This window comes from Cognatundibacterium squillarum (assembly GCF_014652435.1).
Lineage (GTDB): Bacteria > Pseudomonadota > Gammaproteobacteria > Burkholderiales > Burkholderiaceae_D > Undibacterium > Undibacterium squillarum.
In genome coordinates, this window is record NZ_BMYU01000004.1 from 48,293 (window position 1) to 71,516 (window position 23,224).

Below are 23,224 nucleotides of genomic sequence, written 5' to 3' on the forward strand. Positions count from 1 at the left end.
TCCGCTTAATCGGAAAGTTGCGATCAAACCTCATACAACGTGCTTATCAACGCTACTTAGAAAACTTTAAAATAAAAAAAGCGGCTTCCAGGAGGAAGCCGCTTTTGCGAAATTTCCGCGATTACAGCATTGCTTTCAGCAATCGCGCCATTTCTGACGGATTCTTAGTCGTACGAATACCACAAGCTTCCATGATATCCAGCTTAGCTTGCGCAGTATCTGCACCACCTGAAATCAGAGCACCTGCGTGACCCATACGTTTTCCTGGTGGCGCAGTGACACCAGCGATGAATCCAACAACCGGTTTCTTCATGTTTTCTTTAATCCAGTATGCCGCATTCGCCTCATCCGGACCACCAATTTCACCAATCATGATGACTGCATCTGTATCAGGGTCATCATTGAACATCTGCATCACGTCGATATGTTTCAGTCCATTGATTGGATCACCGCCAATACCAACTGCAGAAGATTGACCGAGGCCCAGAGCTGTCAGCTGACCGACTGCTTCATATGTCAGCGTACCGGAACGGGAAACAACACCGATACGGCCTTTCTTATGGATATGACCCGGCATAATGCCAATTTTGATTTCATCCGGTGTAATCAAACCAGGACAGTTAGGGCCAAGCAGCTTTGTTTTGCTGCCAGCTTTTGCCATACGATCTTTGAGCATCATCATATCGCGAACAGGAATACCTTCCGTGATACAGATTGCCAGATCCAGCTCAGCTTCAACAGCTTCCCAGATCGCCGCTGCAGCACCTGCTGGCGGTACATAAATGACAGAAACAGTTGCACCGGTTTCTGCTTTAGCGTCTTTTACGCTTGCGTAAATCGGGATGCCTTCGAAATCTTCACCAGCTTTCTTAGGGTTAACACCTGCAACGAAACATTCTTTGCCGTTTGCATAATCACGGCACATGCGGGTATGGAACTGACCAGTTTTACCAGTGATACCTTGGGTAATAACTTTTGTATCTTTATTAATCAGGATGGACATGTTATTTCCTTGCAAATATTAAGCTTTAGCAGCTGCAACAACTTTTTGTGCAGCTTCTTCCATCGTGTCAGCGGAGATAATAGGCAGACCGGAATCGGCCAGCATTTTCTTACCGATGTCTTCGTTAGTACCTTTCATGCGAACGACCAACGGCACTTGCAGAGAAACCGCTTTAGAAGCAGCAATAACGCCTTCTGCGATCACATCACAACGCATAATGCCACCGAAGATGTTGACCAGGATTGCTTTCAAACCAGGGTTTTTCAGCATAATTTTGAAAGCTTCAGTGACTTTCTCAGTTGTAGCGCCACCACCAACGTCCAGGAAGTTAGCTGGCTCACCGCCAAACAACTTAATTGTGTCCATAGTTGCCATCGCGAGACCAGCACCATTTACCAGGCAGCCAATATCGCCATCCAGAGAGATGTACGCGAGATCGAATTTAGAGGCTTCGATTTCAGCAGGATCTTCCTCATCCAGATCACGGTATGCAACGATTTCTGGCTGGCGGAACAGTGAGTTCGCATCAAAATTGAACTTCGCATCCAGTGCGATTACTTTACCGGAACCCGTCAGAATCATCGGATTTATTTCAGCCAGAGACGCATCGGTTTCCATGAACGCTTTGTACAGTCCATGCAGCTGTGTACGCATATCTTCAACGGAAGCATCAGGCACACCGATTTTACGCGCGATGTCGTCGGCTTCTTCATCTTTCAGACCGACACCCGGATCGATAGCGATCGAGTGAATCAGTTCAGGATGGCTTTCCGCCACTTCTTCAATATCCATACCGCCCTCAGACGATGCCATCAGCACTACACGCTGGCTAACACGGTCTGTCACCATACTTACGTACAGTTCCTTCTTAATATCTGCGCCTTCCTCGATCAGCAAGCGACGGACTTTTTGGCCTTCAGGGCCAGTCTGGTGAGTAACCAGTTGCATACCCATGATCGCATCTGCATATTCACGAACTTGTTCGATCGATTTTGCAACTTTAACGCCACCACCTTTACCACGGCCACCCGCATGGATTTGCGCCTTAACGACCCAAACTGGTCCGCCCAGGGTTTCTGCGGCTTTTACTGCTTCATCAACGGACAAGCATGGGATACCGCGTGGTACAGTCACTCCGAATTTACGGAGGATTTCTTTACCCTGATACTCATGGATTTTCATACGACTTCCCTTCAGACACTGAGGTATAAATAGTTAATAACAAACAAACTTTTTGAACACTACAATTCCTGTTTTAATCAGAAATTGATAATGACTGAATGATCTGCGACGACATTCTGAAATTTGAATGAAGCTGCGAAATCACGCGTTCCCCTGATTTACCGGCTGCATTATAGACTGTTGATTCGAAAATTTGAAAATCGTCGGCGCATATAACCGGAGTACAGACTGAACTGATTGTTTGGGTATTATGCAGAATTGAAATTGGATTGCGCTGCTGAGTAAGAACAACACTATACTTATTTGTCCGATTCCGGAAAATAACAGTGGCCCTTTCAAACGCATAATATTTGTGCGTCTTGTCCTCAGCATAAACCCCTGACGCGTCGTGCAGAGCAGTAACACGTATGGCGAGAGCTGGCAGAAGAACTGTTGGCTCAGCGGTGTAAGTGGTTTTGATGGCATAAAGCCTTCCGGCGGCTAATCTTTTCTAGCCACAATTGCGTGTCGTCACCACAGTTTCTATGGTAACAGCCGCTCCTGCGGCGCTGCAAAACCTCGAAATTCTAGCACAGCTGCAAACGGTTCTGACAATTCGCAAAAACTTTCCTGATCCGGCATCCGTACCTTATTCAGGATGATTTTCAGCAATCCAGTTTTTAATTGCTCGCTGCACAAGATTACTTGAAAAACCTCTCTGAGCTAAATAACGGTACATTTTGGCTTTTAGTTCCGGCGTTACCTCCTGCGAGGCAAACTTTCTTTGCAACAAATAAATTGCACGCTCAGACTCCGACTCTGAGAGCGATGTCCGACACTCTGCCAGCAGATCAGGATCCAGATCATGTTGCGTCAGCTCATACAAAATCCTCTGATTGCCATACCTATTTTGCATACGGTGCACTAATGAATCTGCAAAACGCTGATCTGAAAGATATCCGCACTTCAGCAACCAGTTGAGAACGGACTCAAGTTCATCCTCGGATTCCGCATAAGGGCCCAGTTTTCTTAACAGCTCGGGGCGACTATATTCTCTGCCAGCAAGATATCGCAAGGCTCTTGCCTTCAGACTAAGTTTCTGACGCATAAAACAAAGGCCGGGAAAGCCCCCGGCCTGTAGGTATTTTCAGTTAATTACTCTGCACTTACGGGTGCGAGCAAAGGTACGCCGAGATGTGCCCGTACTTTATTTTCAATTTCACGAGCAAGTTCGGGATGTTCTCTGAGATAAATGCGGGCATTGTCTTTGCCCTGACCAATTTTTTCACCACCATAGCTATACCATGCGCCGGATTTCTCAACAATCTTGGCTTCCGCGCCCAGATCAAGAATCTCGCCCTCACGAGAAGTACCTTCGCCATAAAGAATATCAAAGTGGGCTTCTCTGAAAGGTGGAGCAACTTTATTTTTAACGACTTTAACTTTCGTTTCGTTACCAATCACTTCATCACCGGACTTAATTGAGCCGACGCGGCGAATATCCAGACGAACCGATGCATAAAATTTCAGTGCATTACCGCCAGTTGTCGTTTCAGGGCTTCCGAACATGACACCGATTTTCATACGAATCTGGTTAATGAAAATCACCAGCGTATTTGTTCGCTTGATGCTACCGGTCAATTTACGCAGAGCCTGAGACATCAGACGTGCTTGCAGGCCCGGCAGGTTATCGCCCATATCACCTTCGATTTCAGCGCGCGGGGTAAGTGCAGCAACCGAATCGACCACCACCAGATCGACACTGCCACTACGTACCAGTGCATCCGTAATTTCCAGGGCTTGCTCACCGGTATCTGGCTGGGAAATGAGTAACTCAGAAATATTCACGCCCAGCTTTTGTGCATATCCGACATCCAGTGCATGTTCGGCATCGATAAACGCACAAGTTCCGCCGAGTTTCTGCATCTCTGCAATTGCCTGCAACGTCAGTGTTGTTTTACCCGAGGACTCAGGGCCGTAAATTTCAACGACGCGACCACGTGGCAAACCACCAACACCTAATGCAATATCCAATCCGAGAGAGCCGGTAGAGACGACCTGCACTTCTTCTTTAGCCTCATCGTCGCCCATACGCATGATGGACCCCTTGCCGAACTGCTTTTCAATCTGCGCCAGCGCAGCAGCCAGAGCCTTACTTTTTTCAGAAGCGTTATCAGGTTTTTTATCGTCCATGATGTCTTTCGTCGGTTAATAAGCGGAAATTTCAGGCAGCAAAGTCGCCATGAACAGTACTGTATAAAAGATCAGTGATTTTTGCAAGCATTTGTTCCGTTGATTACAGCATTGCTGACCGAAGGCGATTTGAAAGCCTTCCCAAAGTATCTTCGTCGGCTGAAAACGACCTTTTATCAATGTCATAACGATTAGCCTGCGGAAGCATGCTACATTCACCAAATTCAAATATATTTAACACATATTTACTGAAAGCAACTTATGATATCGCTCAAATCAAACGGATTTACCCTGATCGAAGCACTGGTAACGGTTGCTCTCATCTCGATACTCAGCAGCTTTGCCTTTTCTAACTATAAGGAACAGATGGTCCGGGGCAAACTGATGGAAGCCACTAAAGGGCTGACTGAAGCACAGATGCGTCTGGAGCAGCGCTTTCAGGATGCGCGCACCTACCTCAACTATGTGAAAGCAGATTGCAGTCCTGAGAACGCCGCCTTTGGCACAATCATTCAGCCAAGTCAGTACTTCAGTTTTGAATGCACGACCACCGATATGACTTACTCGATCACCGCAAAAGGTAAAGCATCGGGTGGTATGAAAGATTATGTGCTTACGGTCGATCAGGACAGGCAGAAAAGCAGTCTGCTTCCGGGCATGAGCTCACCTCAACCCTGCTGGATTTCTAAGGCGGGCGAGACATGCTGAACTTCCGCCAGGCAGGATTCACACTGATCGAGATGCTCACGGCAGTCGCAATTCTTGCGATTTCGATGGCATTTGCGGCACCCGCATTTCAGAGCTGGACAGCAAACACCCAGATCCGCTCTGCTGCACAGCAAATTACCGGCGCTGTGCAACTCACCAAGAGCGAAAGTCTGCGCAGGAATGCACTGGTCAAACTGACCAAAGACGCGAGCAATGCGTGGACCATCTCCTGCGTTACGGTTACACCCGATTGTCCGGCGGTTATTCAGCAACAAAAGTCGGGCGAAACCAAAACCGGACGACTGGTGACCCAGTTTAGTGAAGGCAATAGTGTTGTTTTCAATTCACTTGGCCAACTGGCAATCCCACTCAGTAATCCAGGTCCGCTCTTTATCACGGTGAAAAGCCCGGATTCGAAAATCAACAGTCAGGTCCGTATTCAGATTGCTCAGACGGGAAGTGTCCGTCAGTGCCCGAAAGAGACTATTCCTTCAACACCGGTGACAACACCATGCTGACACAAACCATCCGTAAGCCTGACGCGCAACAAGGTATTGCGCTGATCGAATCTCTGGTATCGCTTCTTCTGGTTGCAATTGGCATTATCGCATTGCTCAATATGCAATCACTGAATGTCAGAAATACCTCCGATGCAAAATACCGTTCCGAGGCTGCACTACTGGCACAAAAGCGCATCTCGGAAATATTCGTTAATCAGGAAAATCTGAACAATTTCATTGAGACGTCTACAGATATCTCATCCCAAACCACGCTTCCGGGCGCGAAGCGGAGTACGCAACGTGCGACTGCCGATTGTGATACCGACGCGTCGAATGCGAAAAACGCTGAGTGTTTCGTTATCACTATTCAGTGGAAAATTCCAGGCTCAACAGAAACCCGTTCATTTGTCCGGACAGCCTATATGACAGGTGGCGTATGATCCGGCGCCCTTTAAACAAAAGATCCGGCGGGTTCAGCCTGATCGAACTGATGATAGGTTTGGCGATTGGTCTGGCTGTTGTTTTAATCAGCACCAGTCTGTATGTCAGTTTTATACAAAGCAGAGAGCGCAACAGCGGTGTCACCAATGCACAAACCAGTGGCAACATCAGCTTGTACCTGATCCAGCGCCGAGTTGCAAATGCTGCTTTCGGCTTACCTCTGCAAAATAAGAATAATCCGGCAATGCGCTGTGCGGTAGGCACTGGACTGGATCATGACAATAATCCGGCGACAGATCCGATTGACTATTTTCCGGTATCCATTATCGATGGCGCCAACGGTGCCAGCGATACACTGATTGTCCATCAGGGAGATTCTGACACCGGCGGCATTCCTGCACGCATCAACACTATGGCAGGCAACACCCTGACGCTGAACAGTAACTTTGGCTGCAAAAACGGGGATGTCGTCATGATCAGCAATGGCTCAGCCTGCTCCATGACAAAGGTGACGAATGTACCTGCCGGCAACAACACCGACATCGTAACTGCAGCCGCAACGAACGCTGCAATCGGGGCTTCGGTTGCCTGTATGGGAAATTTTACTGAATTCCGCTTTGCAACCACTGCATTGCAAAAACTCACTGAAAATCAACGGGAAATTGCCAGCGATGTAGTCAGTCTGCAAGCACAGTACGGTCTTGCAAATGATGTGAATTCGAATCAGATCACCAGCTGGGTGAATGCCAGCGGTAACGACTGGTCATACACAGCGGCCACACCGACACTGGCAAACCGTAACCGGATTCGCGCGATCCGCGTAGCGCTGATTGTACGGAGTGGTCAGGCTGAGCGCGAAGAAATTCCCGAAGTAGTTTCCTGCAGCTCACTGACCGCGGCGAAACCCAGCGGTATCTGCGCATGGGCCGGCACTGCAGCCGATCCTTCGCCACTCATGAATCTCGCGCTGCAGGACCCGGACTGGCGCCGCTATCGGTATCGGGTCTTTGAAACCATTATTCCTTTACGCAATGTCATCTGGGCACGGGGGAATTTATGAATATTTCACTTCAGTTAGCTCGTAATCAGCGGGGCATCTCCATGTTCTTCGCCCTGATCATTCTGGTCATCATTTCGATATCCATGGTTGCGCTGGTCAAGATGACCGATATCAATGCCATTATTGCCGGCAATCTTGCATTCCGGGAATCCGCCACCAGCGGAGGTGACCGCGGGATTGAAGTCGCCATCCGCTGGCTGCGCACATCGGATAACGGTGCCGGCGGAATGGACCCGTGGCAGAGCACAGCCCATCCGCTGAATACGGACCGTGCCGCAAATGGCTATTACTCCAGCATGGATCCGCAAAAAAATCTGATCAGCATGACATGGAATAACACGAACAGTGTGGATGCCGGAAAAGATGCCGCATCCAATCAGATCCGATATGTGATTCAGCGTATGTGCCGCACTCCCAATCAGGTACTGAGTGATGCGAACTGCCTGTTCAGCGACTCTGCCGAAGATAACGACGGCCATAACGTTATCAATGCCACACAGGCGGGTGCTGTGAAGAACGGTAAAAGCCCAGTCTACCGGATTACCGTCAAAATCAGCGGCCCGCGCAACACCATCAGTTATGTACAAGGCTTTGTTTACTGACCATGGATAAAATCGCTATGAAGAAGTCTGTTTATCTGCTGTCTTTCTCTCTGGTTACGCAAATGGTACACAGCAATGTGGCATTCGCTGCGGCACCACTCACGATTCCGCAGGCTCCGCTGTCTACTGCTGCGATTAGTCAGGTGAAACCAAACCTGATGTTTATTCTTGATTCGTCCGGCAGTATGGGGGAGAAGTATTTACCAGACTGGGCAGGCTGGGTTTACTGTGCATATCAGCTGGACGGATACATGTACTTCGGTCAGGATTGCCGCCAGCTTCCTCCTTATTTCAGCGGCGACTTTAACGCGGTTTACTACAACCCTGAGATCCGCTATCAGCCTCCCGTTGACGGCGCAGGTAACGAATATCCATCAATCACCACTTATACCCGCGTCAGGCAAAACGCTTTTGATCCGGACTCACCTTTTGTGAATCTGCTAACCGATCTGGACGATTTTGTCTGGTGCAATGACAATAATCCCAGTGACTGTCTGCGGAATAATAATTTCCTGCTGCCTTCTACCATTGGCGGAAAACGTTATGCGACACAAAATCCGGTAAAGGCAACCGGCACATCAAAATTTGTATCCGGCACACCTGCCAGTCCTGTTGTCAGCGCTGCATCCGCTGTCGGCCCCTACTATTACCGCATCAATCCGGGTGAATACTGTACGGATGATGCACTGACTGACTGCATACTTGCCAGCGGTCCCAGCGCTGCTTACCCTTATCCTGCCCGTGTCCGCTGGTGTGACTCTGAAACCAATGCAAAAACGGCGATTCCTCCGGTCGGTGCTTGTCGTGCCACACAATCTGCAACCTACTACAACGTTCGCTACCTGACAGGACAGTTTAACAGCGGGGCCCCGGCTGCTACCGCCAGCGCGGCAAGCGTCAGTATTCCGCTTGCCCTTGATAACTGCAGCCGCAGCGATCAGACCGGCGTTGAACGAATTGAGGTGGACGGAGTCGGAAATATTCTGAAAACAGCAACCAAGCTGAGTAAAAGCTCTGCCAACCTGATCAATGACATTATCAAAGCTGGCGCCAGCGCAGGTTACAGCTTTAGTAAAGACGGGGCTGGGGATCTGGTGATTACAGCACCGCTGACACTCACGCGCGACGCCAGCGTTAAACTGGTGAAATCCGCGGCATCCACAGGAAGCTGCAGCATCACTCCTGACCAGGCAGTACTGAGTGGCTACCGCGCAGCACGCGGGGCCATTCCCGCCGGAAGCTACGGAAGTTTCACGCGCACCGATATCGTTCCGGGAAAGACTTTTACCCGCTACCCGGGACGGTCAGACTGTGTCAGCAGTGCAACCAGCTGTAACTACACGGAAGAAATGACCAATTTCGCTAACTGGTTCACTTATTACCAGTCACGCATGCAAACCATGAAAACCGTGGTAAGCCGCAGCTTTAAACCGATTGATAACCGCTTCCGTGTTGGATTTATTGATATCTACGGACAAAATTATCTGACACCGAAAGTGTTTAACAGCGGCACCGGCAGCCAGAAAGAAGCCTGGTATGCGCAATTGTTCGGCGTCAAACCCGGTGGCGCAACGCCTTTGCGTTCTGCTCTGGCGCGGGTGGGGAAAATTTTCGCAGGGAAAGGGCCGGCTGGCACCAGTGATCCGGTCGAATATTCCTGCCAGCAAAATTTTGCGCTGCTAACAACGGATGGTTTCTGGAATACAGATACTGAATCCGATGTTCAGAATATCAATGGTGGACAAATCGGCAATCAGGACGGTGGTACGACTGCCAGACCCAAATTTGAAGGCCCCGTCGCGAGCTCAAACTCACTTGCCGACGTCGCTAAGTATTACTACGAAACCGATATCCGGAACAGCAGCTTCAATAACTGCACCGGCGCACTGGGCAATGATGTCTGCACGAATAATGTATTTACGTCAGCCAAAGATCCGAACAATAAACAGCATATGACCACCTACACGCTTGGCCTTGGTGTGGATGGTGAGCTGCGCTATCGTCCGGATTATGCCAGCGCCAGCACCGGTGATTTTGCGAAGATCAAAAATGGTTTAATGAACTGGCCGGAACCTGTCAGCAATACGAATTCAGCCGTTGATGATCTGTGGCACGCTGCGGTCAACGGTGGCGGCAGCTACTTCAGCGCCAAGGACCCTGCTCAGCTCACACGATCGCTGACCGCATCGCTGAACGAAATCTCTGCGAAAACAGCCAGCGGTGGCGGGGCCGGTACCAGCAGTCTGAATCCGATCGGCGGCAACAACTATGCTTACATTTCCAGCTATACCTCCGTGAAATGGCAGGGCAATATAGAACGCAGAACCATCGATACGCTGACTGGCCAGATCAGTAAAGCCGCGGGACGCTGTGTTGAAAACGTAGTACCGGGCAACTGCCCGTTACCCGGTGCTGTACAGCAATTTGTGGAAAATGACAGCATCATCTATCGTTGCGTAACCCCGGGTCTGCCGGATGTGGAATTACCGGTAGCATGTAACGGCAGCATGAACAACAAAGTACGTGCCGACAGCGATACACGGACAATTTATATTGCCGGCGCGGCGAATACGCTGCTGCCGTTCACCGCATCAGGCTTGCAGACTGCAGGCAAAAACAGCAGTTTCTTCACCGCTGCGAATCTGAGTCAGTACGGAAATCTTGACCCGGTCACACAGCAACCGGCGGTTACCCTGACAAATCTGGTGGACTATCTGCGCGGGCAATCGCAATATGAAGACAGGCAGTCGAATCCGCCGCTGAACCGGTTGTTCCGCGCAAGGGAAGCGGTACTCGGCGACATTACCGAATCTCAGCTGGCCTACGTCGGCAAACCGACGTTCAGCTATGTTGATGCCGGCTACGATGCTTTTAAAACAGCAAATGCCAGCCGCACACCGATGATTTATGTTGGTGCTAACGATGCCATGCTGCATGCGTTTGACGCTGATTCGCTGGAAGAAAAATGGGCCTTTATTCCGAGTGCCGTGCTCGGTAATCTGTGGAAACTGGCTGACATCAATTACGCCGGCAATCACCAGAATTTTGTTAACGGTTCTCCGGTGATTGCGGATGTCTATGACGGTACGAACTGGAAAACCATTCTGGTGGCAGGTCTGAACGGTGGCGGACGTGGTTACTTTGCAATGGATATCACCAATCCGCTGGCGCCATCCTTGCTGTGGGAATTCGGTCCATCCAATGACAGTGATGTCGGCTACAGTTTTTCACCACCTGTGGTGACAAAAACAAGCGCCGGACAATGGGTCGTGTTACTGAGTTCCGGCTACAACAATGGCAATCCCGGCTCTGGTCTCGGCTGTGTGATTGCGCTGAATGCGAACAGCGGCGCAGTCAGTAAAAAGATCTGCAATACCTCAGGCAGCGCAGTCGCGCCGAGTGGCCTTGGCCAGCTGGCAGCCTGGGCTGACAGCCCGCAAACCAATAACGTCACCGAACTGGTCTATGCCGGTGACCTGAACGGTGATGTCTGGAAATTTAATCTGACCACGGAAGCCGTCAGCCGGCTTGCCACGCTGAAAGATAACAACGGCAATCGTCAGCCGGTGACGACCGAGCCGGCACTGGGTAATGTCAAAAATACGAAAGTGATTTTTGTCGGTACTGGTAAATATCTGGAACTGGCAGATATCAGCAACCGTTCGGCGCAATCCCTGTATGCACTGAAGGATGATCCTGCGCTGGACAGTCCTGCCGGTGTCAGTGCCCGTAGCAAGCTGGTTCAGAAAACCATTTCGCAGTCCGGCGGCACCCGCAGTATTAACAACAGCAATGTGGATTACAGCGCCGATCTGGGCTGGTATCTGGACTGGCCGGACAGTGGTGAACGCATTACTTTATCGCCTAAACTCGATATGGGAACACTGATTGTGCCGAGTAACGTTCCTTCGGACCAAGCCTGTTCTCCGGGTGGTTATGGCTGGCTGAATCTGCTGGACTACGCCAATGGCAATAACAAGTTCAACACTTCCGGCGGTGTGATGGCAGGAAAGATGTATTCCAGCCAGATTGTCGGCTACAACGTGGTCTACACCAAAAACGGCAAACGTGTTATTTCGATTATTAAGGAAAATGATCCGAATCCGGAAAAAGCCAGTGAAGATGATGCCGGTACGCAGCGCTTCATCGGCAAACGCATCGTCTGGCGCGAGCTGGTGCCGGATCTGGTGATGCCGAAGCCGTAATACACTGACGTTGCAGCATCAGCGAAAATGCCCCGGATGGCATGTCCGGGGCGTTTTGTTTTAGCGGTTTCAGTCGCTGTCTGATGCTGCGCTGACGTTGTGCCGACTCAGAGGCCGCCCCGCAACGCAAAACCGGCTGAAAATGCCTCAAATGCGGTGTTCAGCACAGCGATCCGGCGGTCGTCGGCAGAAACTCCGGCTCTCCGGAAATGGCGAATGCGGAGTTCTGCACAATACCAGAACTCATTTCATCAATAGCCACGAGTGCGAACGCGAGGTGCCGGGAGGCAGTGTGCGGCGTCGTTGCGCAGCACAGGCTGGTGCCTGTGCAAGCGACGCAACAAAGCAATGCGCCCGGCACCTCCGTTCCCGCAGGGTTTGCCTCATAGCGCACGCTGGACAGCGTTGGACGCGTTGTGAATAGCACCGCTATTCACTACCTTGTCCCCTTGCAGGGCGCATGTGCGCTGGTAAGCGCACATCGTTACGCAGGCATGCAGCTTTGCTGCATGAATTCCCTGCTACACCCTTGCCAGCCTGCGCTATGAGACAAACGCATCTCGCGGGTATTTATGAAATGAGTTCTAACCATCAGGCTCAGTCTTTACGCTGTGCGCTGTCGCCTTCATAGCCCGTCAGCATCGCATTTGCCCAGTTAGCGCAGGCGCTGGCAGCCGCCTTATCGCTGCTGACTGTGCGCAACTCCAGCTCGCGCACACCACGCACGTCCAGTTCCGGTTTCACCACGGCCGGTGCTTTGATCAGACCGCTGCTGAACAACAGGCGACCGTCACCGAGAATACGGAATTGCACGCCGCTGTGCGCACTGCAACGGTCATCAATGCCGACGTCGGCACGGAACCATTGCCAGTTGCCGTTCAGCGTATAACGCTGGCTGCTGTTACCAGTCACCTGTAAGCCCTGACGGAACTGCAAGCCATTCATACTGATCTGCGGAACCGGCAATACTTTGCCACCGCTGACAGGTAAGGTATTCAGCGCAAGTTGCTGCGCCGGTTTTTGCGGTGCAGCTGCCTCCAGTACCGCAAACTCAGAAATCGTCACCGGTGCCACGGTTTTCGGAATCTGCGTATTCACTGCTTTTGCCTGATCGGCATTGCCGGCGGCATTCAGTATCATCGGGTCTGCTGCGACACCATCGTCATTCTGATCATGTGTGCTCAGAATACGCATGCGCAGTAAGCGGCCCGCCACTGGTGCAAAACTGACTTGCTGTTTCTCTTTTTGTTTTTTCAGTTGTCCGCTGAACACTGGCTTACCCCACTCACCATTGCTGTCACCGACATAAATTTCGATTGCTTTCGGCTGGCCGTATTCCCAGTGCTGATCAGTGCGTCCTGTAATTTCTATGCCTTTCACCATGCGACGTTCACCCAGCGCCAGCGTGAATTCGTGCGCACCGGTTTTCTGTGCCTGATCACGCACGGTGCGGAACCAGGTTTCCGGCTTGCCATCGAAGGCGTTTTCCAGCGGATGCCCCGGCTCCTCTGCCGGACGGCTGACTACCAGCAATGCATCCGATGGAATGCTTTCGCCAAGTGCCGGTGCTGCCGGATAATCTGCTGTCGGAGTCTGCTGCGTACCGGCGGCAATATCCAGTGTAAATTCCTGTGGCTGACGGATATCCAGCGCCGCCGTCTGCACATGCACCGTACCGTAACGCTCATCCGCTGCATACCACCAGCCGGTCTGACCTGCCTGTGCCTGCGCCGGATCTAACTGCGCCAGCACTTTGCCATTTTGTGTAACTTGCTGCGGCAACGCACGGGTGTGTACCAGCAGGCTGACAGCACGCTGCGTTTCCTGCCCCTGATAACTGCCATTCACCGCACCGACCTGAATCTGCACTTTGCCTGCACCCTGCGGCGGTGCATCAACACGAATCTGCTGATGACTGAACGCGCCTTTTTCAAACTGACGGGTTTCGCCGTCATCTTCATACAAATCGAACTGCGAACTGCCTTTCGGATAAATATCCAGTGTCAGCCGGTCTTTCGGTTTTTGTCCGTCATACAGTGATTCCGGATACATCGGCAGAATCGCACCGGCACGCACCATCACCGGCAAACGTTCCAGCGTCACCTGCTGATCAATCACACGTCCCGCCGCTCCCGCCTGCACCACGCGGCCATCCCAGTAATCAATCCATTCGCCCTGCGGCAGATAGATATCGCGCCGCCAGCCACGGCTGGCCGCCTGACTCTTGTACACCGGTGCCACCAGCAGATCACGGCCTAAGAAAAACTGATAGCGGTAGCGTTCATCCATAGCATGCGCGTCCTGCGGATGATCCCACATCAGACCGCGCACCAGCGGCGCGCCGGTTTGCTGCGCCTCGCGTGCCAGCGTGTACATATACGGCATTAAGCGCATCTTCAGTTTCAGATACCGGCGGTTTATGCTGCGGTAAGGCTCATCAAACCACCACGGATGTTTGCGCTCTGCTTTGGACCAGCCTGACATGCCCATCAGCACCGGCGTAAAAGTTTTCCATTGCAGATCGCGGGTGTAGGTTTCCGGACTGCCGCCGAAAATGCCATCCACATCGCCGGTGGCATAAGCCTGTCCGGACAAGCCGGAGCCGATCAGGGTAGGAATATGCCAGCGTATGTAATCCCAGCTGCCGGACTGATCACCGGTCCATGTGACTGCGTATCGCTGCACACCAGCCCAGCCCATCACGGTCCACACAAACGGACGACTATCGGAAGCTGACAAAATACCGTTGGCAGCGGCATGATTCGCATCCATCGCAAACTGATAGCCTTTACCGGTCCACGCCACATCCAGCTTTTGCGCGCGTGTTCCTGCGGTACCGACTTCCCACTGAATTTTGTCGACACCGTTTTCTGTCCACAGGCCGGTACGGAAGCCATATTGTTTCAGCCCCTTCACGGTTTCCGGTAATCCGGTATAGCCGCAGCCATAGCCGTCATTCGGCAAAATCCAGCCGCCCGGCATATCGTGTTTGCGGTATTGCGCCGCGACCGACTGCACCACATCCGGCGTGGTGCCGGTCGGGCCATCGCTCCAGCCAGCAGGAACCGTACCCGGTTTTTTGCGGTTATCGCCATCGTTATAACAATCGGCATCGCCGTACTCCAGCGCCCAGCGCGGCAGCAAAGGCACACGGCCGGTCAGCGCAGTGTACTGGCGCAGCGCATCGTGCAAACCGCCGACCATGTAATACGCATCAAATCCGCGCTCCTGATGGCTGGCAGTCAGATAGTTCTGCTGACGGAAATCATAGACACCCGGTGCAAAGGTATTGCGCAACACAGCGTAGCCCTGCGAACTGATAAACACCGGCGCAGGATTCGGACGGTCACCCTCCTCCCAGCCGCCGGAATACGAAATATCGAGCTGCTTGCCCTGAAATGCAAACTGACCATTCTGCTGACCACCGCCCCAGAATGCTTCACCGGCTTTCGATGACAAGGTCTGATAACTTTGCTTCTCCCCCAGATCCAGCGGCTGGAGTTCTTCCCAGATGCGCTGCTGATTACCGGCCTGATACAGCGCCAGCTTCAATGGCTTTTTATAAATGCGCAGCGCGAAACGCGGGCTTTCCCACAACAGGTATTCGCCCTGATCGCGCAACGCGACAGATTCGGATCCTGCTGGCTGCGGCAACACAATCGGTGTCGTCTGGGTTTTCACCTGCTTCCAGTCGCCCTTCCACGCAGCTTCCACACGGAAAACGCTTTCCTGAATCAGGCTGATACGTAACTGGTGTCCCTGATCAGTTTGCAGGGTCAGCACACGGTTTGCCTGCGCCGGTGCGGCTTGCCAGCTTTGCAGACTGCCAATTGCCGCCGCCTGTGCCGGAGATGCATAGGCCAGAGATACCGCAGCAGCTATAGTCAGCAGCGGGACAGAGAGCATATTCAGGGAATTCATAGGAGCGAGAGAGAGTGTGTGAGTGAAGAAACTGCGGTTGTGGAACCATGATTTTGCATTTAGTTCCGTATAAAACAGAGTTTTGTGCACAAACCGCGTTTTATACGGCAAACACCTTGCTTTGAAAATTTTTCATGCAAACAACATCACCAAATACCGGGATTGCCTGACTGCAAGGCGGGAAAATCAGGTAAAGTTAGGTAAACATCAAACTTCGGTGAATGGCATAACAGGCAACAGGCGTGAAATCACTACAATCATTCCTGCACCGTGCCTGCCAGCGCCTTCCGCCGGGGGATTCAAAACAAACGGACAGGCTGCCGCAGACACCGGTGCAGCACTGCCACCGGAGACAAGAAGTTCACCATGCGTATATTGCTTGCCGAAGATGACAGCGTGCTGGCCGACGGCCTCACGCGCTCACTGCGACAGTCCGGCTACGCGACCGATTGCGTCAGCAACGGTCAGGAAGCCGATTCCGCACTGTCCACACAGGATTTCGATTTACTGATACTGGATCTGGGCTTGCCCAAAATGAACGGGCACGAAGTGCTGCGCCGTCTGCGCGCGCGCAATTCCCATATTCCTGTGCTGATCCTGACTGCCGCAGATTCTGTGGAACAACGGGTCAAAGGTCTGGATCTGGGCGCTGATGACTACATGGCCAAGCCGTTTGCCTTGTCCGAATTGGAAGCGCGTGTACGCGCCCTGACACGGCGCGGCGCCTGCGGAGCGCCAACCATGATGAAGCACGGCCCGCTCAGCTATGATCAGGTCGGGCGTATCGCTTACAAACACGAGCAAATGCTGGACTTATCCGCACGCGAACTGGGTTTGCTGGAAGTCTTACTGCAACGCACCGGACGGCTGGTTTCCAAAGAACAGTTAGTCGATCACCTGTGCGAATGGGGTGAAGAAGTCAGTAACAACGCCATTGAAGTCTATGTGCATCGTCTGCGCAAAAAAATCGAAGGCGATGGCGTGCGTATCGCTACCGTGCGCGGCCTCGGTTACTGCCTTGAAAAAATCCAGCCTGCCGGTAACAGCCGTCCACAGGATCAGGTCGAGCAGGAATAATGGCAGCAGCACCGGGCGAGCCAGATCAGGATACTCTGAACAGCCTGCTGCAACAGCCGGACGAACCGGCCCAGCGCTCACTGTTCGGTGAAATTCTGGACTGGATGCTGGCACCTCTGCTGTTGCTGTGGCCAGCCAGTATCGTGATTACCTATCTGGTCGCCAAATCGATTGCCAACCAGCCGTTTGACCGCGGACTGGAAGATAAAGTCCTGGTTCTGGCACAACAGGTCAGGCAGCATGACGGACAAATGCATATCAGCCTGCCGCCGGTTGCCAAAGATATTCTGCGTGCAGATGATGCAGACCATATTTATTTTCAGGTACGCAATCAGAAAGGCGAGTTGCTGGAAGGCGACGCTCAGTTTCCCGAATTCAGCGAAGAAGAAAAACCACTGGCGGGCGGCATTCAGTTTCGCAATTTCAGCCTGAACGGCACCGAGATGCGGTCAGCCTATACCCTGATGGAACCCGTGCAGAAGAACCGTCAGACACCAGTGCTGATCGAAGTGGCGGAAACGCTGGAAAAACGGGGGTTGCTGGCAAATGAAATTATCAAAGGCGTGGTTCTGCCACAGTTTGTGATCTTACCGGTGGCGCTGGCGCTGGTCTGGTTTGCACTGACACGTGGGTTATCGCCGGTGACCGAATTGCAGAAACGTATCCACGCACGCCGTCCGGACGACCTGAGTCCGGTGGATACCAGTCAGGTACCGGAAGAAATCACTCCGCTGGTGGAGTCCATGAATGAAATGCTGCAGCGGGTGGAACAATCCATCGCTGTGCAAAAAAGCTTTATTGCCGATGCCGCGCACCAGATGAAAACGCCGTTAGCCGGTATGCGCATGCAATCAGAACTGGCACTGCGGCAGGATGATCCGGAAGAAATCCGGCGTTCCCTGCAGCAACTGGCCAAAAGCTCAGAAGCTGCCACCCGTCTGATTAACCAGCTGCTGACGCTGGCCAAAGCGGAAAACCGCGAAGCTGCCGGACAAATCCGCGAATCCCTGCTATTAAACGACTTTGTACTGGATATTGTCAGCGACTGGCTGCCGGCAGCATCGCAAAAAAATATTGATCTCGGTTACGAGCAATGCGACAGCCAGCTGACGCTGTTTGCCAGCCCGGTGATGCTGCGCGAAGTCATCAGCAATCTGATCGACAATGCGATTCGCTATACGCCGGCAGGACGCAGTGTGACTGTGCGACTCGATCTGGACAGTCAGCAGGCACTGGCAATACTCGAAGTGGAAGATGAAGGCCCGGGCATTCCTGAAGCACATCGGGAAAAAGTGTTTCAGCGTTTTTACCGCATTCTCGGCAGCAATACGCAGGGCAGCGGTCTCGGCTTAGCGATTGTGCGGGAAATTGTGCAGCAGCACGGCGGCACTATTAGCATCCGCGATCATCATCCGGGCACGATACCGCCGGGATGTATTTTCCGCATCGTGTTTCCGATCAATCCATTTAATGAGCTTCAGTATGATGAACGGTAATTCTCCGGCGAGGGCGAACACCCCGCAACTGATGTTCTGGAAACGCACTTGTCAGCTGACCGCAGGATTACTGCTGGTCTGGTTTTCACTCATCATGGCTGCCCTGTTTTTTGCGCGTGAACTTGCCACCATACAATGGTTAGGCTGGAACTTATCGTTCTATCTTGCAGCGCAGGGGCTGACATTATCATTTGTAATACTGATCGGCATATATGCGCTGGCGATGCGCGCGCTGGCGCGACAACTGCGTGACAACCGGGAGCACGCATGACGCAGAAAGGCTTCCGGCAAAAGCTCACGCTGTATTACCTGTGGTACACCCTGTTATTCATGGTGTTTCTGATCAGCCTGTCGATACTTGAGAAAGAAGGCGTACCGCGTGTCTGGATCGGCTACTTGTTTATGTTTGTGACGGTCGTGATCTACGCCGGTATCGGACTGGTCAGCCGCACTTCCGATCTGGCGGAATATTATGTCGCAGGCAGACGAGTCCCTGCTGTCTTCAATGGCATGGCAACCGCGGCTGACTGGATATCCGCAGCAAGTTTTTTAAGTCTGGCAGGCGGTTTGTATTTGCAGGGATTTGACGGCCTTGCTTATCTGGTCGGCTGGACTGGCGGATTTTGCCTGGTGGCGATGCTGATCGCGCCCTACATTCGTAAATTTGGGCAATACACAATTGCTGATTTTCTCGGCACCCGTTTCCGCGGTCCGGAGGAAACCCATCTGGTACGCATACTGGCAGTCGCTGCCACCGTCTTCATTTCTTTCATTTATGTAGTCGCTCAGATTTACGGCGTAGGACTGATTACTTCGCGTTTTACCGGCGTCGATTTTTCTGTCGGTATTTTCCTCGGATTAGCCAGTATTCTGGTTTGCTCGTTTCTCGGTGGCATGCGGGCAATTACCTGGACGCAGGTTGCGCAATACATCATCATTCTGATCGCTTTTATGATTCCGGTCAGCTGGCTGTCGCTGAAGCATGCCGACAGTCTGTTACCGCAAGTCAGCTATGGCCAGTTTCTGAATAAACTGTCTGACAAAGAACAGCAATTCCGGACTGATCCGCATGAGCAACAGGTACGTCAGCTTTACCTGCAACAGGCAGCCGCACTGAAAACGAAAATTGAGCAATTGCCGGAATCATGGCTGAAAGACCGCGCTGAGTTACAGCATAAACTGGATGAACTCAAGGCAGGTAAAGGCTCGCTGATCGATATCCGCAAAGCAAGCGGACAACTGGCCCGTTATCCGCAAAGCGCCGCCGAGGCAGCGCAGCGCTGGCAGGAAGCGCGGCAGCAATTAATGGCGAAAGCCCAGCCACCGCTGTCACAATTTGCACCCTATGCCGCGGCAACACCCGCTGACTCTGCCGTTAAACGGAATAATTTTATTGCACTGGTGATTTGTCTGATGCTGGGCACCGCGGCATTACCGCATGTTCTGACACGCTACTACACCACACCCAGCGTGACCGAGGCACGTGACTCCGTATTCTGGTCGCTGTTTTTCATCATGCTGCTGTATGTCACGATTCCTGCGCTGGCGGTGCTGGTCAAATATGATTTGTATACCAATCTGGTCGGCAGCAGTTTCTCTCATCTGCCATCGTGGGTCAGCTACTGGGCGCACATCGATAAAACCAATCCGCTGGTCAGCATTACCGACATCAACCACGATGGTCTGGTGCAACTGGCTGAAATCACACTGGATGGTGACATCATTGTCCTGGCAACGCCGGAGATCGCGGGCCTGCCATATGTGGTATCCGCGCTGGTGGCTGCGGGCGGTCTGGCAGCGGCTTTATCGACCGCCGATGGTTTGCTGCTGACAATTTCCAACTCGCTGTCCCACGATATTTACTTCCGCATCATAGACCCGCATGCATCGACACAAAAACGGGTAACGATCTCTAAATTGTTTTTGTTACTGATTGCCTTGCTCGCGGCCTATGTGGCATCACTGAAACCGGCAGATATCTTGTCGCTGGTCGGCGCCGCATTTTCTGTTGCGGCATCCACCCTGTTCCCCGCACTGGTATTGGGCATTTTCTGGAAACGGGCGAACCATCAGGGTGCAATCGCAGGCATGATTGCGGGATTTTCCATGTGCGTGTTTTATATGCTGTACACCCACCCGCTGTTCGGCGGCAGCGTCAGTCATCAGTGGTGGAATATCGCCCCGATTTCCGCTGGTATTTTTGGTGTGCCGGCGGGCGCATTCGTCATGCTGTTCGTCAGTCTGCTCACGCCGCCACCGGATAAACATGCGACCGAATTTGTCGATTACATCCGGGTACCGGACTGATCCGTCACGTATTCATCCGTATTTTTCGCAAGTGCAGCAATAAATCCGCAAATGCAGGCACAGTTCTTGATATAGTCAGAACCGTGCCTGTTTCATTTTTCCATGATGAAGCATGCTGACCGGCACCCAGACTGTCTTTTTGCGGAGATCTTTCCATGCCCGGCTTTTATGATGAAATGTATGCGGATGAACGCCAGACCGAAGTGCGCGCCCATTACCGGCGCTATACCGACTGGCTTGCTCAGCAAAAACCCGAACGGCTGGCCAGAAAGCGCGCCGAAGCTGACCTGAGTTTCCGCCGTGTCGGCATTACTTTTGCGGTGTACGGTGATGATGCCGGTACAGAACGCCTGATTCCTTTTGATCAGATTCCGCGCATTATTCCGGCACGCGAATGGGCCACGCTGCAACGCGGTCTGGCGCAGCGCGTGCAGGCGCTGAATATGTTTATTCATGATATTTACCATGATCAGCATATTGTGAAAGCCGGTCTGATTCCTGCCGAACAGATTTACCGCAATGCGCAATACCGTCCGGAAATGCAGGGCATCCATGTCGCAGAAAACATTTATGCGCATATCGCCGGAGTCGATATTGTGCGTGCCGGCGAAGGTGAGTTTTACGTCCTCGAAGACAATCTGCGTGTACCTTCCGGCGTATCCTACATGCTGGAAGACCGCAAAATGATGATGCGTCTGTTCCCTGAATTATTCAGCCAGAACCAGATCGCACCGGTTGACCATTATCCTGACATGCTGCTGGATCATTTACGTTCCGTCGCACCACAGGGAACCGATGATCCTACCGTCGTCGTGATGACACCGGGCATGTTTAACTCTGCGTATTTTGAGCATGCGTTTCTGGCGCAGCAAATGGGTGTGGAACTGGTCGAGGGCAAAGATTTATTTGTTAACGACAACACCGTGTATATGCGCACCACACGCGGCCCGAAGCGGGTGGATGTTATCTACCGCCGTGTCGATGATGATTTTCTTGATCCGCTGGCCTTCCGTCCGGACTCCTCACTGGGCGTACCGGGCTTGCTGGCAGTTTACCGTTCCGGCCGCGTTACCTTAGCGAATGCAATCGGTACCGGTGTGGCAGACGACAAATCGATTTATCCGTATGTCGGCGATATGGTGCGCTTCTATCTGGATCAGGATCCGGTGCTGAATAATGTGCCGACTTACCAGTGCCGCAAAACGGATGAATTGTCCTATGTACTGGCGAATCTGGACAAACTGGTGGTGAAGGAAGTCCACGGTGCCGGTGGTTACGGCATGCTGGTCGGCCCGGCTGCCAGCAAAGACGAAATCGAACAATTCCGTCTGCGGGTGAGAGCGAATCCGTCTGCCTACATCGCACAACCGACGCTGGCGCTGTCCACCTGCCCTACGTTTGTTGAACAGGGCATCGCGCCGCGCCATATCGACTTACGGCCGTTTGTGTTGTCCGGCAAAACCACCTCGATGGTACCGGGCGGACTGACCCGTGTTGCGCTGAAAGAAGGGTCGCTGGTCGTCAATTCATCGCAGGGTGGCGGCACCAAAGATACCTGGGTACTGGAGAATTAAGATGCTGAGTCGCACCGCTGACCATTTATTCTGGATGGCCCGTTATATTGAGCGCGCCGAAAATACCGCACGCATGCTGGATGTGCATGTACAAAATTCTATGGTGCCGCAACCGGTGGAAGTGGCTGAACGCGGCTGGCGTGCGCTGCTCAGTATTTCAGAGTTGCTGGAAGCCTTTGATCATAAATACGGCTTACTGAGCAGACGTGATGTGCTGGATTTCATGGTGCGCGATCCGGACAATCCATCGTCGATTGTGGCCTGTATTGAACAGGCACGTGAAAATGCACGCGCAGTGCGCGGCACGCTGACCACCGAAGTCTGGGAAACCCAGAATGCGACCTGGCTGGAACTGAAAGAAAAATTAAGCAGCGGTGTGCTGGAACAGGATCCCGCGCAGTTCTTTGAATGGGTGAAATTCCGTTCGCATCTGGCGCGCGGTGTGATTCAGGGCACGATGCTGCGCGATGAAGCCTGGAACTTTCTGCAGCTCGGCGCCAGTCTGGAACGTGCGGATAATACGGCGCGTATTCTGGATGTGAAATTCCACGGCGCATCGGATAAGCAAATCAGTGATCCGTTGCGTATCCCGCGGGATTTTTATTACTGGGCAGCGCTGCTGCGCTCAGTGTCCGGCTTTGAAATTTACCGCAAAGTGTACCGCGATGTGATCACGCCGGAACGCGTGGCAGAACTGCTGATGCTGCATCCGGACATGCCACGCTCTTTGCTGGCATGCATGGATGATGTGATGTTTCAGCTATCTGAAATCAGAAACGATGTTTCCGCAGATACCGAACGCTTCGCTGGACGTTTGCATGCGCAACTGAAGTTTTCACGCATCGAAGAAATTCTCGACAGCGGCCTGCATACCACGCTGACGGCATTCCTCGAAAACATTTACGAACTGGGTAACCGGATCAGCCGCGATTTTCTGGTTCCTCTGGCCTGAGCCTGCTGTCTGCTTCTGATCTGT

17 protein-coding genes are annotated in these 23,224 nt (G+C 52.4%); 12 read left to right on the plus strand and 5 right to left on the minus strand.

What is annotated here, in order from left to right; translation table 11 throughout:
- Window positions 1–121: 121 nt before the first annotated feature.
- The 4 genes from sucD to recA all read right to left on the minus strand — a co-directional run bounded on the left by sucD (window position 122) and on the right by recA (window position 4,357).
- A complete protein-coding gene (gene sucD, locus IE092_RS09295) occupies window positions 122–1,003 on the minus strand; it encodes a succinate--CoA ligase subunit alpha (protein ID WP_189356898.1) in 882 nt (293 codons plus the stop codon).
- A gap of 18 nt (window positions 1,004–1,021) precedes the next feature.
- The gene (sucC, locus tag IE092_RS09300; RefSeq protein ID WP_268249276.1) at window positions 1,022–2,200 is read right to left on the minus strand and encodes an ADP-forming succinate--CoA ligase subunit beta; all 1,179 of its coding nucleotides are present in this window, start codon (window positions 2,198–2,200) and stop codon (window positions 1,022–1,024) included.
- A gap of 613 nt (window positions 2,201–2,813) precedes the next feature.
- Entirely contained in the window at window positions 2,814–3,272 is a 459-nt protein-coding gene (gene recX / locus IE092_RS09305) for a recombination regulator RecX (RefSeq protein ID WP_189356900.1), read from the minus strand.
- Between the two features lie 47 nt (window positions 3,273–3,319).
- Window positions 3,320–4,357 (minus strand): recombinase RecA, encoded by a 1,038-nt coding sequence (gene recA / locus IE092_RS09310; RefSeq protein WP_189356901.1) that lies wholly within the window; start codon window positions 4,355–4,357, stop codon window positions 3,320–3,322.
- A gap of 261 nt (window positions 4,358–4,618) precedes the next feature.
- Here recA and IE092_RS09315 point away from each other — a divergent pair, with 261 nt between their 5' ends.
- The 6 genes from IE092_RS09315 to IE092_RS09340 are packed head-to-tail and all read left to right on the plus strand — an operon-like array spanning window position 4,619 to window position 11,873.
- Entirely contained in the window at window positions 4,619–5,065 is a 447-nt protein-coding gene (locus IE092_RS09315; protein ID WP_189356902.1) for a type IV pilin protein, read from the plus strand.
- Window positions 5,059–5,583, plus strand: coding sequence for a GspH/FimT family pseudopilin (locus IE092_RS09320; RefSeq protein WP_189356903.1), 525 nt, complete (start codon window positions 5,059–5,061; stop codon window positions 5,581–5,583). Before IE092_RS09315 ends, IE092_RS09320 begins: the two co-directional genes overlap by 7 nt.
- The gene (gene pilV / locus IE092_RS09325; protein WP_189356904.1) at window positions 5,577–6,005 is read left to right on the plus strand and encodes a type IV pilus modification protein PilV; all 429 of its coding nucleotides are present in this window, start codon (window positions 5,577–5,579) and stop codon (window positions 6,003–6,005) included. The genes IE092_RS09320 and pilV overlap by 7 nt, the downstream gene beginning before the upstream one ends.
- A complete protein-coding gene (locus IE092_RS09330) occupies window positions 6,002–7,066 on the plus strand; it encodes a PilW family protein (protein ID WP_268249274.1) in 1,065 nt (354 codons plus the stop codon). The genes pilV and IE092_RS09330 overlap by 4 nt, the downstream gene beginning before the upstream one ends.
- A complete protein-coding gene (locus tag IE092_RS09335) occupies window positions 7,063–7,668 on the plus strand; it encodes a pilus assembly PilX family protein (RefSeq protein ID WP_189356905.1) in 606 nt (201 codons plus the stop codon). Before IE092_RS09330 ends, IE092_RS09335 begins: the two co-directional genes overlap by 4 nt.
- A 17-nt stretch (window positions 7,669–7,685) precedes the next feature.
- Window positions 7,686–11,873 (plus strand): pilus assembly protein, encoded by a 4,188-nt coding sequence (locus tag IE092_RS09340; RefSeq protein ID WP_189356906.1) that lies wholly within the window; start codon window positions 7,686–7,688, stop codon window positions 11,871–11,873.
- A gap of 597 nt (window positions 11,874–12,470) precedes the next feature.
- Here IE092_RS09340 and IE092_RS09345 read toward each other — a convergent pair.
- Window positions 12,471–15,779 carry a TIM-barrel domain-containing protein gene (locus tag IE092_RS09345; protein ID WP_189356907.1) on the minus strand — a complete coding sequence of 1,103 codons (3,309 nt, stop codon included), beginning with the start codon at window positions 15,777–15,779 and terminating at the stop codon, window positions 12,471–12,473.
- A gap of 381 nt (window positions 15,780–16,160) precedes the next feature.
- On the opposite strand from IE092_RS09345, the gene IE092_RS09350 reads away from it, so the two are divergent.
- The 6 genes from IE092_RS09350 (at window position 16,161) to IE092_RS09375 (ending at window position 23,200) form a co-directional block, all read left to right on the plus strand.
- Window positions 16,161–16,871 carry a response regulator transcription factor gene (locus IE092_RS09350; RefSeq protein WP_189356908.1) on the plus strand — a complete coding sequence of 237 codons (711 nt, stop codon included), beginning with the start codon at window positions 16,161–16,163 and terminating at the stop codon, window positions 16,869–16,871.
- Window positions 16,871–18,367, plus strand: a complete 1,497-nt coding sequence (locus tag IE092_RS09355; RefSeq protein WP_189356909.1) for a sensor histidine kinase — start codon at window positions 16,871–16,873, stop codon at window positions 18,365–18,367. Before IE092_RS09350 ends, IE092_RS09355 begins: the two co-directional genes overlap by 1 nt.
- Window positions 18,354–18,638 (plus strand): DUF4212 domain-containing protein, encoded by a 285-nt coding sequence (locus IE092_RS09360; RefSeq protein WP_229793120.1) that lies wholly within the window; start codon window positions 18,354–18,356, stop codon window positions 18,636–18,638. Before IE092_RS09355 ends, IE092_RS09360 begins: the two co-directional genes overlap by 14 nt.
- Window positions 18,635–20,674 carry a sodium:solute symporter family protein gene (locus IE092_RS09365; protein ID WP_189356910.1) on the plus strand — a complete coding sequence of 680 codons (2,040 nt, stop codon included), beginning with the start codon at window positions 18,635–18,637 and terminating at the stop codon, window positions 20,672–20,674. The genes IE092_RS09360 and IE092_RS09365 overlap by 4 nt, the downstream gene beginning before the upstream one ends.
- A 155-nt stretch (window positions 20,675–20,829) precedes the next feature.
- The gene (locus IE092_RS09370) at window positions 20,830–22,248 is read left to right on the plus strand and encodes a circularly permuted type 2 ATP-grasp protein (protein WP_189356911.1); all 1,419 of its coding nucleotides are present in this window, start codon (window positions 20,830–20,832) and stop codon (window positions 22,246–22,248) included.
- A gap of 1 nt (window position 22,249) precedes the next feature.
- Window positions 22,250–23,200, plus strand: coding sequence for an alpha-E domain-containing protein (locus IE092_RS09375; protein ID WP_189356912.1), 951 nt, complete (start codon window positions 22,250–22,252; stop codon window positions 23,198–23,200).
- Window positions 23,201–23,224 lie beyond the last annotated feature (24 nt).